Origin of the sequence: Guyparkeria sp. (assembly GCF_046540515.1) — a bacterium.
Taxonomy (GTDB): domain Bacteria; phylum Pseudomonadota; class Gammaproteobacteria; order Halothiobacillales; family Halothiobacillaceae; genus Guyparkeria.
The window spans coordinates 1-15,550 of sequence record NZ_JBKHFB010000041.1 but is presented as its reverse complement, the minus strand read 5'-3'; the positions used below and the strand labels follow the sequence as shown (position 1 = coordinate 15,550).

Annotated in this window: 9 protein-coding genes; 3 read left to right on the top strand and 6 right to left on the bottom strand. The window is 68.9% G+C overall.

Features of this window, described 5'->3' with window-relative positions; genetic code table 11:
- On the bottom strand, window positions 1–1,495 hold a 1,495-nt coding region (locus ACLFRM_RS06365; RefSeq protein ID WP_410754886.1), incomplete at its 3' end, for a ribonucleotide reductase N-terminal alpha domain-containing protein.
- Between the two features lie 755 nt (window positions 1,496–2,250).
- Between ACLFRM_RS06365 and ACLFRM_RS06360 the strand changes: the two genes are divergently transcribed.
- The 3 genes from ACLFRM_RS06360 (at window position 2,251) to ACLFRM_RS06350 (ending at window position 5,946) form a co-directional block, all read left to right on the top strand.
- Window positions 2,251–3,258: an NAD-dependent epimerase gene (locus ACLFRM_RS06360; protein ID WP_410754885.1), complete on the top strand. Its 1,008-nt coding sequence runs from the start codon at window positions 2,251–2,253 to the stop codon at window positions 3,256–3,258.
- Window positions 3,259–3,338: 80 nt separating this feature from the next.
- Entirely contained in the window at window positions 3,339–5,225 is a 1,887-nt protein-coding gene (locus ACLFRM_RS06355) for a DUF294 nucleotidyltransferase-like domain-containing protein (RefSeq protein WP_410754884.1), read from the top strand.
- Window position 5,226: 1 nt separating this feature from the next.
- Window positions 5,227–5,946, top strand: coding sequence for an exonuclease domain-containing protein (locus ACLFRM_RS06350; protein ID WP_410754883.1), 720 nt, complete (start codon window positions 5,227–5,229; stop codon window positions 5,944–5,946).
- Window positions 5,947–6,019: 73 nt separating this feature from the next.
- On the opposite strand, the gene ACLFRM_RS06345 is transcribed toward ACLFRM_RS06350, so the two are convergent.
- The 5 genes from ACLFRM_RS06345 to purL all read right to left on the bottom strand — a co-directional run.
- Window positions 6,020–9,157 carry an efflux RND transporter permease subunit gene (locus ACLFRM_RS06345; protein ID WP_410754882.1) on the bottom strand — a complete coding sequence of 1,046 codons (3,138 nt, stop codon included), beginning with the start codon at window positions 9,155–9,157 and terminating at the stop codon, window positions 6,020–6,022.
- Complete coding sequence (locus tag ACLFRM_RS06340) at window positions 9,154–10,485, bottom strand: efflux RND transporter periplasmic adaptor subunit (protein WP_410754881.1); 1,332 nt, start codon at window positions 10,483–10,485, stop codon at window positions 9,154–9,156. The genes ACLFRM_RS06345 and ACLFRM_RS06340 overlap by 4 nt, the downstream gene beginning before the upstream one ends.
- 149 nt (window positions 10,486–10,634) lie before the next feature.
- Complete coding sequence (locus tag ACLFRM_RS06335) at window positions 10,635–12,656, bottom strand: UvrD-helicase domain-containing protein (RefSeq protein WP_410754880.1); 2,022 nt, start codon at window positions 12,654–12,656, stop codon at window positions 10,635–10,637.
- Window positions 12,644–13,552: a DMT family transporter gene (locus ACLFRM_RS06330; protein WP_410754879.1), complete on the bottom strand. Its 909-nt coding sequence runs from the start codon at window positions 13,550–13,552 to the stop codon at window positions 12,644–12,646. Before ACLFRM_RS06330 ends, ACLFRM_RS06335 begins: the two co-directional genes overlap by 13 nt.
- Before the next feature lie 51 nt (window positions 13,553–13,603).
- On the bottom strand, window positions 13,604–15,550 hold a 1,947-nt coding region (purL, locus tag ACLFRM_RS06325; protein WP_410754878.1), incomplete at its 5' end, for a phosphoribosylformylglycinamidine synthase.

Genomic DNA, 15,550 nt, shown 5'->3' with positions numbered 1-15,550 from the left:
GCTTCATGAACAGGTCGGGCACCCAGTTGGCGGTGTTCATGTCGTGGGTGCGGCGACGGTCGTCGCCGGTGTTCTTGCGCAGGTCCAGGAACTCCTCGATGTCCAGGTGCCAGGTCTCCAGGTACGCGCAGACCGCGCCCTTGCGCTTGCCGCCCTGGTTGACGGCCACGGCGGTGTCGTTGGCCACCTTGAGGAACGGCACCACGCCTTGGGATTTGCCGTTGGTGCCCTTGATGTGGCTGCCCAGCGCGCGGACGCGGGTCCAGTCGTTGCCAAGGCCGCCGGCAAACTTGGAGAGCAGCGCGTTGTCGCGGATCGAGCCGTAGATGCCGTCGAGGTGGTCCGGCACGGTGGTCAGATAGCAGGAGGACAGCTGCGGGCGCAGGGTGCCGGAGTTGAACAGCGTCGGGGTGGACGACATGAAGTCGAAGGAGGACAGCAGGCGGTAGAACTCGATCGCGCGCTCCTCGCGGTCGATCTCGTTGATCGCCAGGCCCATCGCCACGCGCATGAAGAACGCCTGCGGCAGCTCGAAGCGCACGTCGTCGTGGTGCAGGAAGTAGCGGTCGTAGAGGGTCTGCAGGCCGAGATAGGTGAACTGCAGGTCACGCTCGTGGTCCAGCGCCTGGCCCAGGCGCTCGAGGTCGTACTGCTGCAGGGTCGGGTCGAGCAGCTCGTGCTCCACACCCACCTTGATGTACTCCTTGAAGTAATCGGGGTAGATGTTGGCCATCTCGGCCTGGGTGCAGGCGGTCACCGGGTTGTGCACGAAGCGCAGTGCCTCGGTGCGCATGGAGTCGAGCAGCAGGCGGGCGGCGACCTGGGAGTAGGCCGGGTCGATCTCGATCAGGGTGCGCGCGCTCATCACCAGCGCGGTGCTGACCTCGTGCTCGGCCACGCCGTCGTAGAGGTTGCGGACGGTCTCGTCGACGATCCGCTGGTTGTCGACGCCCTCGAGCCCGGCACAGGCCTCGTCGACCAGGCGCGACAGGCGCACGGTGTCCAGGGGCGCGGTGGTGCCGTCGAAGCGGGTGACGCGAAGGGCCGGCTTCTCGCTGGCGGTCTCGGCCTCCTCTTCCATCTCGGCGGCGCGCTTCTGGGCCTGCTGCTCGCGGTAGAGGACGTAGGCCCGGGCGACCTTGTGGTGCCCCTCGCGCATCAGGGCGAGCTCGACCTGGTCCTGGATGTCCTCGATGTGGACGGTGCCGCCGCCCGGCAGGCGACGCTTCAGGGCCTGGTCGATCAACTCGACCAGGGTCTCGACCGTCTCGTGGACGCGGGCGGAAGCCGCCGCGCCGCCACCCTCGACGGCGAGGAAGGCCTTGGTCATCGCGACCTTGATCTTGGACGGATCGTAGGCGGTCAGCTTGCCGTTGCGCCGGATGACGCGCACCTGCCCGGGGGTGGCAGCGGCATTCTCGATGCCGCTGGCCGCGTTGCCGGTCTGCTCGTGGTATGCCTGGGTCGGGTTTTCTACTGTCTGACTGGTGCTCATGCCGCTGATCCGTCCTCTGTGGTCTGGTTCGAAGGCCCGCCGCGGGCGGGACGTCGATTCCCTGTTCGATGAAATTTCCTGCTCACGCTCCGCTTGCCGGGACGTGTGTGGGCGCGCCTCGGTTGGCGTCCGGGGCCGACGCATGGTCTTGACGCCCGCACCGCCCCTCGCGCGGCCGAGGCATCGCCCGTGATCGGTCGCCCGGTCGGTCCGGGTGGCCGGGGGCCGATTGCCGGGGCCGGTTGCCGGGGCCGGTTGCCGGGCGATACCGGGGGTGACGACCCGGTCGGTCGAGCCCCCTCGAGAACCTTGATTGTGGTCGCTGGCCAAGCAAAGTCAACCTGGGAAATCGCAAATGATGTGCTCCCGGTGAGTCAATACCACTATATGCTGTGTATGAGTTGGTGGGCAGCTTGTTGGAAGGGTCTGGGCAAGCCGTGTACAGCCTGTGGATAAGGGCGGGGGAAAGCACGGTAACCCCGCGTCCCGGCACGCCTGATCGCCGACCGGCCCACCCGGCGATCAATGAAACCGGCGGGAACAAAAAAATTTTTTGTCGTCCAGCCTTGGGGGTAGCCCCGAACGGGGACGAAAAACGCGCCTGTTTCCCCGTGGTGGAAACGAGCGCCTGACTGCCCCGGTGCCTGGCCGGCGCTCGGCACGGCCGATCCGGTTGGAGGGGGGGTGCGTGGCAGGCATAATCGCACCCAAGGGCCCGTCCTGCGGGCCGGACCACCATTGTCATGGGAGCAGGCATGCGGATTCTGGTCACCGGCGCCGCCGGTTTCATTGGCTCGACGGTATCGGCGCGGTTGCTCGACCGCGGCGACACGGTCATCGGGCTGGACAACCTCAACGACTACTACGACGTCAGCCTCAAGGAGGCCCGGCTGGCCCGGCTGACCGATCGCGAGGGCTTTTCCTTCGAGAAACTCGACGTGGCCGACCGCGCCGGCATGGCCGCGCTGTTCGAGCGCGTGAAGCCCGAGCGCGTCGTGCACCTGGCCGCCCAGGCCGGCGTGCGCTACTCGATCGAGAACCCGCACGCCTACATCGACGCCAACCTGGTGGGCTTCACCAATATCCTCGAGGGATGCCGGCACAACGAGGTCGAGCACCTGGTCTACGCCTCGTCGAGCTCGGTCTACGGCGCGAACAGCGAGATGCCGTTCTCGGTGCATCACAACGTCGACCATCCGCTGTCGCTGTACGCCGCGACCAAGAAGGCCAACGAGCTGATGGCGCACACCTACGCCTCGCTCTACGACCTGCCCACCACGGGGTTGCGCTTCTTCACCGTCTACGGCCCGTGGGGGCGCCCGGACATGGCGCTGTTCAAGTTCACCAGGAACATCCTCGAGGGCAAGCCGATCGACGTGTTCAACCACGGCCATCACCGCCGCGACTTCACCTACATCGACGACATCGCCGAGGGCGTGATCCGCACGCTCGATCATGTCGCGACCGCCAACCCCGACTGGAGTGGAGCGAATCCCGATTCCGGCACCTCGTTCGCCCCCTGGCGGGTCTACAACATCGGCAGCCACCGACCGGTGGAACTGCTGCGCTACATCGAACTGATCGAGGAGGCCACCGGCCGGAAGGCCGATCTCAACCTCCTTCCGATGCAGCCGGGCGACGTGCCGGATACCTACGCCGACGTCGAGGATCTCAAGCACGATGTCGGCTACGCGCCGGCCACGCCGGTCGAGGAGGGCGTGGCCCGCTTCGTCGAGTGGTATCGCGGCTACTATGGGGTCTGACGGGCTGGGCGGCAGCAAGCCCCGCTGATCGAATCGCCACGCAGGGCCCGATTGCCGGGCCCGGACGGCAAGGAGCCAAGATGGCCGCGGAACTCTGGGAAATACGCGATTTCATCGCCGGGGTGCCGGCCTTCGCCGAGCTGCCGGACACGGTGCTCGACGCTCTGCCACGTCGGCTGACCGTGCGCTACCTGCGCCGGGGCCGCCCGTTCCCGCCGCCCGATGCCGAGCCCGGCCTGTGGATCGTGCGCAGCGGCGCCCTGGCGGTACGCGAGCCGGACGGTCGCCTGCGCGAAAAGCTCGGCGAGACCGATCTTTACCTCGATGCCCCGGACGCCGTCGAATCGGATCACGATGTCGACGAGACCCGCGCGACGGCGACTGTAGCCGTGGTCGAGGACAGCCTGCTCTACCAGTTGCCGCTGCCGGCGTTCGAGGAACTGCTCGCGGATCACCCGGTATTCGCCTGGCGCTTCGAGCGCAGCCGTCGCGAGCGCCTCGAACGGGCCCTCGCTGAGCTGGGGCGGGGCGGTCGACCCGAGGCGCTGATGGCCGCCTCGGTCGAGGCATTGCTGCGCCGCGAGCCGATCACCGCCACGCCCGATACCTCCATTCGCCAGGGTGCGGCGATCATGACCAAGGCACAGGTATCGGCGCTGTTGCTGCTCGAGGACGGCCGGCTGGTGGGGCTGGTCACCGACCGCGACCTGCGTCGGCGCTGCATCGCCGCCGGTGTCTCGGTCGACTCGCCGTTGCGCGAGATCATGACCGATTCCCTGGTCACGATCGCCCCGAACCATTCGGCCTTCGAGGCCTCGCTGCTGTTCTCGCGCCACAACATCCACCACCTGCCCGTGGTCGCCGAAAACGGCGCGCTGGTCGGGATCGTCTCGACCTCCGACCTGCTGCGCCACCAGGGCACCCATTCGATTCACCTGGTGCGCGACGCCATGGCCGCCCCGGACGTCGAGTCGATCGCGGCGGTCGGCGCCCGCCTGCCGGACCTGGAGGCGCAACTGGTCGCCATCGGCGCCGAGGCCGAGCCATTGGGCGAGGCGATGGTGACGGTCACCGATGCCATGACGCGTCGGCTCACCGAGCTGGCCGAGCAGGCGCTGGGCAAGGCCCCCGTGCCCTGGGCCTGGGCGGCGCTGGGCAGCCAGGGGCGGCGCGAGCAGACCGCGTTCACCGATCAGGACAATGCCCTGATCCTGGATGACGCCTTCGACCCGGACCGCCATGGCGAGTGGTTCGAACGGTTCGCGCGGTTCGTCAGCGACGGGCTGGCCGCGGCGGGCCTCGAGCCGTGCCCCGGGGGGACCATGGCTACCACCCCGGACTGGCGCCAGTCGCTGGCCGGCTGGACCGGCACCTTCCGCAACTGGATCGAGCAGCCCGAATCGCACTCGGTCATGCTGGCGACCAACTTCTTCGACATGCGGGTGGTCGCCGGGCGGGATTCGCTGCTCGCTGCCCTCTGGGACGCGGTGCGTCCGCTGGCGCGGTCGAACACCATCTTCCAGCGTCGCCTGGCCAACAACGCGCTGGCCATCGGCATGCCGCTGGGCTTCTTCCGCCGGCTGGTGGTGGTCGACGACGAGCGGCACGACGAGCGCCTCGACCTCAAGCGCTACGGGCTGATGCCGATCGCCGACCTGGCCCGTCTGCACGCGGTCAGTCTGGGCTTGCCGGAGCTGCACACGGTGCGCCGCCTCGAGGCCGCCGCCCGTGCCGGCGGGATCTCGGAGCAGGCGGCCGCCGGGCTGGCCGACGCCTGGCGACTGTTCTACGTGCTGCGCGCCCGCCACCAGGCGGCCCAGGCCCGGCACGGCGAGCCGCTGGACAACCGGCTCGACCCGGACCGGCTTTCCGGCCTGGAGCGCGACCACCTGCGCGATGCCTTCCGGGTGGTCGACGATCACCAGCGCTGGGTGCGCACCCACTTCGACGTCAGCGGCACCCGCTGAGATGGCCCGGCTGCGCCTGTCCTGGTTCCCGCACCGCAGCTGGCTGGCCCTGCGCCGACGCCATCACCGCCGCCGGGCGACGCCGGACTCGCCGCTGGACCGCTTCCTGGGCACGCCGGTGGCCGATATCGACGCCGACTGGCGCGAGGGCGAATACCTGGTGCTCGATTTCGAGACCACCGGCCTCGACCCGCGGCAGGAGCGGTTGCTGAGCGTGGGGTGGGTGGTGATGCGCGGGCCGACCATTGACCTGAGCACCGCGCATCACGAGGTGATCAACCCGCTGATCGGCATCCCCGAGCAGAGCGCGGTCATCCATTGCATCACCGACGATGCGGCCGCCGAGGGCCTGCCGGAACGCGAGGCACTGGAACAGGTGCTCGAGGCACTGACCGGACGGGTGCTGGTGGCACATAACGCGCGTTTCGAGATCGCCTTTCTCAACGCCGCCTGCAAGCGGCACTTCGGCGCCGGGCTCGCCATCCCGGTGATCGATACCCTCCTGTTGGCCCGTCAGGGCTTCGAGCGCCGTCACCTGCACCACGGCCCGGGCGAGTTGCGCCTGGACGCCCTGCGCGGTCGCTATCACCTGCCGCGCTACCACGCCCACCACGCCCTGATCGACGCGCTGGCCACCGCCGAGCTGCATTCGGCCCTGTGCCAGGATCGGGTCTCGCCCAAGGGGCGGTTGCCGTTGCGGGATCTGTTGTCGGTGCTGTGAGGGTGACCTGGGGCGTCGCGCCGAGGTCGGGGTCAGCGCCAGAGGGTCGCCTTCAGGCGCTAAAGCCTGTCACCTATACCCCCTCTGCCTTCGCCGGCATCACCCGCTGGCTGATGCTCTCGCGCAGGGAGAGCAGGGCGGGGATGACGAACAGCACCAGCAGGGTGGAGTAGCCCAGGCCGAAGGCGATCGAGGTGGCCATCGGGATCAGGAACTGGGCCTGTAGCGACGTCTCGAACAGCAGCGGCGTGAGCCCGCCGATGGTGGTCAGCGAGGTCAGCATGACCGCGCGCAGGCGCTTCACGGCGGCCTGTTCGAGCGCCTCGTCGACCGACAGCCCGGCGGCGAGCTGGTCGCGGTAGAAGGCCACCAGGATGATGGCGTTGTTGACCACGATCCCCGACAGGCCGAACAGGCCGAACAGCGACAGGATGGTCAGCTCGATACCCATCGCCCAGTGGCCGAAGATCGCACCGACCAGTCCGAACGGGATCACGGTCATGACGATCAACGGCAGGGTCCAGGCCGAGAACACCCAGACCAGCACGATGTACATCAACGCCAGTCCCAGGTAGAGGCCGAACGTCATGTCGGCCATGGTCTCGCGCTGGTCGGACTGACGGCCCTCGAAGCTGAAGTCGATGCCGTGACGGCTGGCGAGCTCCGGCAGGGCGTCGTCCTGTAGCGAGGAGCGCAGGTTCTCGGCGTTGGCCACGTCGCGGTCGATCTCGGCGGAGACCTCCACGGCCCGGACACTCTCGGCATGCCGGATGGCCTCGAAACCACGTTGCGAGCCCAGTTCGACCACCTGCCCGAGCGGCACGAAAGCCCCGTCACCGGTGCGGATGCTCAAGTCCTCGAGCGAGCCGATGTGGCGTCGTTCCTCGCGAGGCAGGAGCACACGCACCTCGATCTCGTCGGAACCGGACTGGTAGATCTGGCTCAATGCCCCGTCGTAGGCCGCGCGCAACTGGTTGCCCACATCGGCCGTGGTCAGGCCGAGCGCCCGGCCCTGGGCGTTGACCTTGAAGGTGATCTGCTGTCGCCCGTAGGGCAGGTCGTCGGTCACGTCGACGACCCCGGGGACCGCCTTGAGGGTCTCGGTAAGCGAGATGGCCGCGGATTTCAGCTCCTCGGTGGTGCCGCCCTTGAGACGCACGGTAAGATCCGAGCCCGGCGGGCCGCTCTGACGCGAGCTGATCGAGAAGTTCTCCATGCCGGCCGGTTCACGCGTGTTGTCCTTCCAGGCGCGGATGAACTCGGCGTTGCGGGTCTCGCGCGCATCCGGCTCGACCAGCTCGATCAGCATCGAGCCCAGCTGGTCGCCCTGGGTGCCGCTTTCCTCGCCGATGGTGCCCCCGGTGCGCGTGATCGCGGTCTGGACCAGCTTCTCCCCCAGTTCCTCCTCGGTCTCGGCGAGGCTGCGTTCCAGTTCGTCCATGAACGCGGCCGTTTCCTCGCGGTCGGTCCCCGCGACAAAGGTGGCGTTGGCGTAGACGATCTGGGATTCCGGGGTCGGGAAGAAGGTGAAGCCGAGCCGCCCGCCGGCGAGCAGCCCGACGGCCAGGATCAGGGTGGCGACCGCCGTGGCCAGGGTGACGCCCCGGTTTCCGATCGCGAAGCGCACCGCGGGCCGGAAATAACGTTCGCGGAAATGATGGAAGCCACGATCGAAGCCGTCACGGAAGCGGGCCATCCGGCCGGGGCGACGTTGCTCGGACCGGTCGTCGTCGCGCCTGCCGCTGAACGCACCGCGCAGGTGGCCGGGCAGGACCAGGAAGGCCTCGACCAGCGAGGCGGCGATCACGCAGATCATCACCACCGGGATGTCGCGCAGGATCTGGCCTATGGTGCCGCCGACCACCAGCAGCGGCATGAACGCGGCGATGGTGGTCAGCGACGAGGCCATCACCGGCCAGAACATGCGTCGCGCGGCGCCCTGCGAGGCGAGCAGGGGTGCCTCGCCATGGCGGAAGTGCGCGTCGGCGTCCTCGCCGACCACGATCGCGTCGTCGACGATCACCCCCAGCGCCATGATCAGGGCGAACAGCGAGATCATGTTGATCGACCCGCCGATCAGCCACAGGATCGCCAGCGCGGCCAAAAACGCCGCCGGGATGCCGGCGGCCACCCAGAACGCCACCCGGCCGGGCAGGAACAGGTACAAGAGCACCAGGACCAGGATCAGGCCGCCGGCACCGTTGGTCACCAGCAGGTTTATCCGCTCGCGGATCAGCTGCCACGACTGGTCGTAGGCCTTGATCTGCAGCCCCTCGGGCAGATCCGGGCGGGCTTCGTCGATCCAGTCCTGCAGGGCGCGGGCGGATTCCAGGCTGTCGCCGTGCTCGGCGCGCTGGAGTACCAGCTCGGCGGCGGGCATGCCCTCGTGACGCAGTAGCAGCGAGTCGCGCCGCGGTTCCTGGATGATGCGCGCGATCTGGTCGAGATCCAGCCGGGCCTCCGGGCTGCTGATCACCGACAGGTCGGCGAATTCCAGCGGGCGACGCCGTTGTTCGACGGCGCGTAGTTCGCGCCCGCCATCGGCGCTGGCGAACTCGCCGGCCGGCACGTCGCGCGAGAGGGCGTCGACCGTGTCGGAAAGCTGAGGCAGCGACTGGTCCAGCGCGACCAGCGAGGAAGACGGCACCTCGATCGCGATCTGCTGGTCCGGCACGCCATTGACCGTCACCCGATCGATGCCGCGATCGATCAGCTCGCGCTCGAAGCGATCCACCCAGTGACGCAGCGCGTCTGGGTCGACATCGCCGTAGACCAGCAGCCGGGCCACGGGGTCGAACTTCGGTGCCCGGCTGATCCGCGGGTTTTCGGCATCGGCCGGGAAGTTGCGGAAGGTGTCGACCTGCTCGCGCACGTCGTTGAGCGCGAGCACCGGGTCGGTGCCCTGCAGGAACTCCAGCGTGATGGTGGAAACGCCCTGCGCGGAGGTGGAGGTCATGGTGTCCACGTCCGGCACGGCGCGCAGGCGCTCCTCGAGCGGGTTGGTGATGCCGCGCTCGACGTCTTCGGCCGACGCGCCGCTCCAGACCACCGAGACGGTGACCACGTCGACGGCGAAGTTGGGGAAGAACTGGATGTTCATCCGCGAGATGGCGAAGATCCCGCCGAGAATCATCAGCAGCATCACCAGGTGGGGGGCAACCCGGTGACGGGCGAAACGATCCAGTATGCCGCGCGGTTGGCCTTCGGTCATTCCGTGGCCTCGTCGGCGCCGGTGTTTGCGTTCCCGGAGTCGCCATCCTCCCAGCGCACCCGCAGTCCGTCGACGGCATTGGGTAGCTGGGTGGTGGCCAGCCGGTCGCCGGCGGCCAGGTCCGGGGCGCGGACCAGCAGCATGCCGCGTTCGCCGGTCCCGTCGGTGGCCGGCGAGGTGCGCGCCGATTCGCCCAGTCGCTCGACACGCACCCGCTCGAGTCGCCCGTCGACGATGCGGTAGACGTGATCGTTGCCATACAGGGCGCTGTGCGGAATCGCCACGGCCTGCTCGACCGCCGGCATCTCGAGCTCGACGGTGACGACTTGGCCGGCGCGTAGCGAGTCGTCGGGGTCGACGAAGGCGAACAGGCCGGTGGCCCCCTGGCCGCTGGCCTCGGCGGCGACGCGCTCGAGCGAAAGTACCCGTCCGGTCTCGCGGATCCGGGCCCGTGGCGGATCACCGTCACGGATGGCATCGAGCATCGCGGCGACCCGGCGCGACGGGATCAGGGCGCGCACTTCGAAGCCCTGCCAGGGATAGAACGACATCAGCGTGCTGTTGGCCCCGACCTGGGCGCCGGGGGTGGCCTCGACGTTGCCGACCATCCCGTCGGCCGGGGCATCGAACCGGGCGCGTTCCAGGTCCCGCTCGGCTGCCAGGACGTCGGCTTCGGCCGCGTCGCGTCGCGCCTCCAGACCGGCCAGGGCGGAGTCGAAGGTCGACAGGCGCTCGCGCAGGTTGTTGAGCGACAGGCGTGCCTGACTGAGCGTGTCGCGGGCGTTATCGACGTCCGCCTGCGAGGCGAGGTTGCGTTCGCGCAGGTCGCGCGAGCGGGACAGGGCCTTTTCGGCGTTCTCCACGATCTCCTGTTCCAGGGTCAGCGCCTGCCGGTCGGATTCGTGCCGGGCCTCGGCCTCGCGGATCTGGGCCTCGAGGTCGGCCAGATTGGCTTGCGCCCGAGACAGGGCCGGCTGAAAATCCCGTTCATCGAGTTCGACCAGCCGGTCTCCTGCCCGCACCGATTGACCGTCCTCGACCGGTACCGCGGCGATACGGGCAGGCAGCGGGGCGTTGATCGACAGCCGGTCGGGATTGGCGACTTCGCCGTGCAGCGTCAGGACGGGATGGTGGCGGCCGGGCTCGACCGTGGTGGTTTCGACCAGCCAGGCACGCTCCTCGGCTTCGGGGCGCTCGGCCTCCGGTCCACTGGCCTTGAGCGCGAGGAACGCCCCGATGGCGATCGCCAGGATCAGCAGGGGAAGCAGAAGTCGAAACAACCAGTGCCGCGGACGGGAGGAGGGAGTCGGGGTGTCGGATGGTTGCATGGGCTTCCGCTGGTCCTTGGTGCAGGCAACAAGACGGACGTGACCGGGACGCGGTTCACGAAATCGGGCGTCGGGATGATAGCAAATCGTGTCGGGATTTTCGTGGTTCGATTAATAAAGGATAAGGAAAACTGATATATGCCGATGCCTCAGGGCTTGCCCAGCATGGCACGGATCGCACTCATCGCCTCGGCGGCGGTGGCCCGGCTTTCCTCTTCGCTCTTCTGCACCCCGATGCCTTCCCAACGCAGCAGGTCGGCCTCGACCTCCTCGAGGAAACGGCTGGGCTGGATGTCGCGCCACTGGCCGTAACGTCGCCGCCGGCGGGTCAGGGTGAAGGTCAGGCTGCGCTGCGCGCGGGTGATGCCGACGAAGCACAGCCGGCGCTCCTCGGCCAGGCGCTCGTCTTCCTGGCAGTCCTGGTGGGGCAGCAGATCCTCTTCCATGCCGGTGAGATAGACATGCGGGAACTCCAGGCCCTTGGCCGCGTGCAGGGTCAAGAGGCGCACGGCGTTGTCGTCCTGGTCGCGGGTCTTCTGCTCGAGGATGCCCAGCAGGCTCATCTTCTGCACCAGCTCGGTGAGCGACAGCGACTCGCCGGACTCGTTGTCGACCGCGATCCGCTCGGTCCACTCCAGCCAGTCCTGCAGGTTGGTCCAGCGACGCTCGGCGGCCTTGGCGCTGTTTTCCTGCTCGCGCAGGTAGCCGAAGTAGTCGATCTCCTCGAGCAGACCGCGCATCGCCTCGGCCGCCGGCTGCTCGTCCATGCGCGCGCGGCTGGCCTCCAGCCAGTCGAGGAACTGGGTCAGCTGGTGATGCACGCGGGTATCGAGCCGCTGCGCGGCCGTTACCGAGCGCGCGGCGGCGGCGAGATGGACATGGCGCTCGCGGGCGATCTGGCCCAGCCGCTCCAGGGTGGTCGGCCCGATGCCGCGCCGCGGGGTGTTGATGATGCGCAGCAGGGCGGCATCGTCGGACGGGTTGGCCATCAGGCGCAGGTAGGCCATGGCGTCCTTGACCTCGGCGCGCTCGAAGAACGACTGGCCCCCGGTGAGGACGTAGGGGATCGAGAGCTTGCGCAGCTGCTGCTCGATCAGGCGCGCTTGGTGATTGCCACGAAACAGGATCGCGAAGTTGCGGTAGGCCGAGTCGTCCTTGAAGTGCCGGTGCAGGATGTCGGTCGCGATGCGCTCGGCCTCGTCCTCGGCGGTATCGCAGACCAGAACCCGGTGCGCCTCGCCGGGGCCGACCGCGCTCCACAGCGTCTTGGGTTGCGTGGTCGGGTCGTTGGCGATCAGCTGGTTGGCCGCCGCGAGCACGGTGTTCACCGAGCGGTAGTTCTGCTCGAGCTTGACGGTGGTCAGATCGGGGAAGTCGCGCGCGAGATGCGAGAGGTTCTCCGGTCGCGCGCCGCGCCAGGCGTAGATCGACTGGTGGTCGTCGCCCACGGCGGTCAGCCGGCCGAGCTTGCCCACCAGCAGGCGCACCAGCTCGTACTGGCTGGCGTTGGTGTCCTGGTACTCGTCCACCAGCAGGTAGCGCACCCGGTTCTGCCAGCGTTCTCGCGCCTCGGGGTCGTCGCGCAACAGCTCGACCGGGCGCTTGATCAGGTCGTCGAAATCCAGCGCGTTGCAGGCGGTCAGCTGACGGGCGTAGTCGCTGTACAGGGACGCGCAGGCCGCCTCGACCTCGTCGGCACTGCCATCGGCCGCCTGGCTCGGCGTGAGCAGGTCGTTCTTCCACTGCGAGATCTGCCACTGCGCCTCCTTGGGCTCGAGCATGCCGGCGGCCGACTCGTTCTGCTGCAAGAGCGATTTGATCAGGTTGAGGCTGTCCTCGGCATCCAGCACGGTGAAGCCCGGGCGCAGGCCGAGGGTGCGGATCTCGCGGCGGATCAGGTTGAGTCCGAGAGTGTGGAAGGTCGAGATATTCAGCCCGCGCCGGCGTTCGGCGGGCAGGCGCTGGCCGATGCGCTCGCTCATCTCGCGGGCAGCCTTGTTGGTGAAGGTCACCGCCCAGATGCCGCGGGCGGGCGTGCCCTTGGCCTCGATCAGGTGGACGATCTTCTCGACGATCACGCGCGTCTTGCCCGACCCCGCGCCGGCCAGCACCAGCAGCGGCGAGTCGATGTGCCGCACGGCGGCCTGTTGTTGTGGATTCAGCCCTTGCATGGTGCGACCGGCGGGCGGTGGTGTCGGGCGGTGGCTGCCTCGAGCAGGGCGGCGGTGAGGATCAGCGCCCCACCGGTCCACACATGCGCCCCGTGGATGCGGTCGCCCAGCCAGGTGGCCGAGGCGACCGCCACCAGCAACTCGAGGGTCATCAGGATGGCGGTACGCGAGGCGGGCAGGCGCTCGACGGCGTACTGGGTGGCCAGCACGGCCGCCAGCAGCATGGTCGCGCCGTAGAGCGCGCTGCTGGACACGGCGGAGAGCGTCGGCACCACGCCGAACTCGTCCGAGACCGCCCAGGCGATCAGCCCGAGCGCCACCGTCGAACCCTGCATCAGGCTGAGCTTGATCGGGATGGGCTGCTCGTGGAGAAAACGGAACAGGGTGTTGGCGCCGGCCAGCGAGAATCCGGCGATCAGGGCGAACCAGTCGGCCGGGTACAGGCCGTCGGCAAAATCGGGACCCAGGATCAGGAAGGCGCCTGCCAGGGCGCTGATCACCGCCAGCACCCGCGCCGGGCTTAGCGGTTCCTTGAGGAAGAACCGCCCGAACAGCACCCCCCAGGCGGGGATCAGGAAGAACAGCATCATCGAACGCACGACGTCGCCGTAGACCATCGCCATGGTGAAACCCACCCCCGAGACGCCGGCGGCGAAGGCGAGCAGGGCGAGCCACTCCCAGTTCAGGCGCGTGATCGGCGGGCGCGACGGCTCGTGCCACGCCCGCCAGGCGAACGGCAGGACGATCAGCCACTGCGCGGCGTAGGCGACCACGGTGAGCAGGATCGGGCCGATGCCCAGCGAATGGGCGTATTTCAGCCAGATCCAGGTCAGGCCCCACAGGGTGGAGCCCGACATCAGGATGAGCGTGGGCGGCACACGCTCGCCCGCTGTCATCGCGGGCGTCACGTCAGGCGCGCCGGGACCGTCGGGCGGTGGCTCGGCGCATCACGAGCCGTCGACCCACACCCGCGCGTTCTCGAACAGGCGCAGCCACGGGCCGCGATCGGTGGTCGTATCCTGTTGGTCGGCCGACCAGCGTGCCGGCTTCCAGGAAAACTGGCTGGCCCGCCAGACGCGCTCGGGGTGCGGCATCATGATGGTGAAGCGCCCGTCCTCGGTGGTAAAGCCGGTCTCGCCGCCGGCCGAACCGTTGGGGTTGGCCGGGTAGTTTTCGGTGGCGATGCCGTGGCCGTCGACGTAGCGCAATGCCGTGAAGGCCTGCTCGGCGTCCTCCGGGCGGCGGTAGGCCACCCGACCCTCGCCGTGGGCGACGGTGATCGGCAGGCGCGAGCCGGCCATGCCCGCGAGCAGGACCGACGGCGACGGCGGGATCTCCACCAGCGACAGCCGCGCCTCGAACTGTTCGGAGCGGTTGCGCAGGAACCGCGGCCAGTGGGTCGCGCCCGGGATCAGGTCGGCCAGCTGCGAGAACATCTGGCAGCCGTTGCACACGCCCAGGCCGAAGGTGTCGTCACGCTCGAAGAACGCCTGCATGGCCTCGCGCGCACGGTCGTTGTAGCGGATGGCGTGCGCCCAGCCCGAGCCGGCACCGAGCACGTCGCCGAAGGAGAATCCGCCACAGGCGACCAGCCCCTTCATGTCGGTCAGATCGTGGTGGCCGGCGATCAGGTCGGCCATGTGCACGTCGACGGCCTCGAAGCCGGCGGCGGTAAAGGCCGCGGCCATCTCGACCTCGCCGTTGACACCCTGTTCGCGCAGGACCGCGATGCGCGGGCGGCTGCCGGTGGCGATCATCGACGCGGCGACCGACTCGCTGACATCGAAGCTGGCCTCGCTGCCGGCCAGTTGCGGGTCGTCGAAGTCGGTCGCCGCGGCATAGGCCTGCTCGGCGGTGGCTGGATTGTCGCGCAGGGCGCTCATGTGGAACGAGGTGGCCGACCAGATCGCCTTGAGATCGGCCAGCGGACGATCGATCACGGTCTTGCCGCGCCAGTCGACGTGCACCTGGCGTTCGGCGGTCGCCCGGCCCAGCTCGACCAGGGCCTCGCCCAGGCCGGCGGCCTCGAACTGCTCGCGCACGAAATCGGCATCGCCCGCCTTGACCTGGAAGACCGCGCCGACTTCCTCGGCGAACAGCCCGGCCATCGGGTCGCCGCCGAGATCGTCGATGGACAGGTTCAGGCCGCAGCGTCCGGCGAAGGCCATTTCCAGCAGGGTGGTGATCGCCCCGCCGTCGCTGCGGTCGTGGTAGGCGGTGAGATACCCCAGGCGGTTGAGTTCCTGGATCAGGTCGAAGAAGGCCTTGAGCGGTGCCGCGGCGATGTCCGGGGTGGTCGAGCCGGTGGCGTTGTACACCTGGGCCAGCGCCGAGCCGCCCAGCCGGTTCTGGCCGAGCCCGAGGTCGACCAGGAACAGGCGGTTGTCGACGTCGGAGACCAGCTCCGGGGTCAGGGTGCGGCGCACGTCGCTGACCGGGGCGAAGCCGGTGACCACCAGCGAGACCGGCGAGGTGACCGTCTTCTCGCTGTGGCCGTCCTGCCAGCGGGTCTTCATCGACAGCGAGTCCTTGCCCACCGGGATGGCTATACCCAGCGCCGGGCAGAACTCCATGCCGACGGTGCGCACGGTGTCGAACAGGCGCGCGTCCTCGCCCTCGTGGCCGCAGGCGGCCATCCAGTTGGCCGAGAGCTTGATACGGTCGGTGCCGTCGATGGCGGTGCCGGCGAGGTTGGTGACCACCTCGGCCACCGCCAGGCGCGCCGAGGCCGGGGCGTCGAGCAGGGCGACCGGGGCGCGCTCGCCCATCGCCATCGCCTCGCCGTGATGGTGATAGAAGTCGGTGGCGGTCACCGCGCTGTCGGCCACCGGCACCTGGGCCGGGCCGACCATCTGGTCGCGGGCGACCAGGCCGCCGACCGAGCGGTCGCCGAT

Bases quoted from the DNA above. Each gene is read 5' to 3' on its own strand.
- ACLFRM_RS06360 (WP_410754885.1), top strand. From the start codon at position 2,251: ATGCGGATTCTGGTCACCGGCGCCGCCGGTTTCATTGGCTCGACGGTA.
- ACLFRM_RS06355 (WP_410754884.1), top strand. From the start codon at position 3,339: ATGGCCGCGGAACTCTGGGAAATACGCGATTTCATCGCCGGGGTGCCG.
- ACLFRM_RS06350 (WP_410754883.1), top strand. From the start codon at position 5,227: ATGGCCCGGCTGCGCCTGTCCTGGTTCCCGCACCGCAGCTGGCTGGCC.
- ACLFRM_RS06345 (WP_410754882.1), bottom strand. From the start codon at position 9,157: ATGACCGAAGGCCAACCGCGCGGCATACTGGATCGTTTCGCCCGTCAC.
- ACLFRM_RS06340 (WP_410754881.1), bottom strand. From the start codon at position 10,485: ATGCAACCATCCGACACCCCGACTCCCTCCTCCCGTCCGCGGCACTGG.
- ACLFRM_RS06335 (WP_410754880.1), bottom strand. From the start codon at position 12,656: ATGCAAGGGCTGAATCCACAACAACAGGCCGCCGTGCGGCACATCGAC.
- ACLFRM_RS06330 (WP_410754879.1), bottom strand. From the start codon at position 13,552: ATGACAGCGGGCGAGCGTGTGCCGCCCACGCTCATCCTGATGTCGGGC.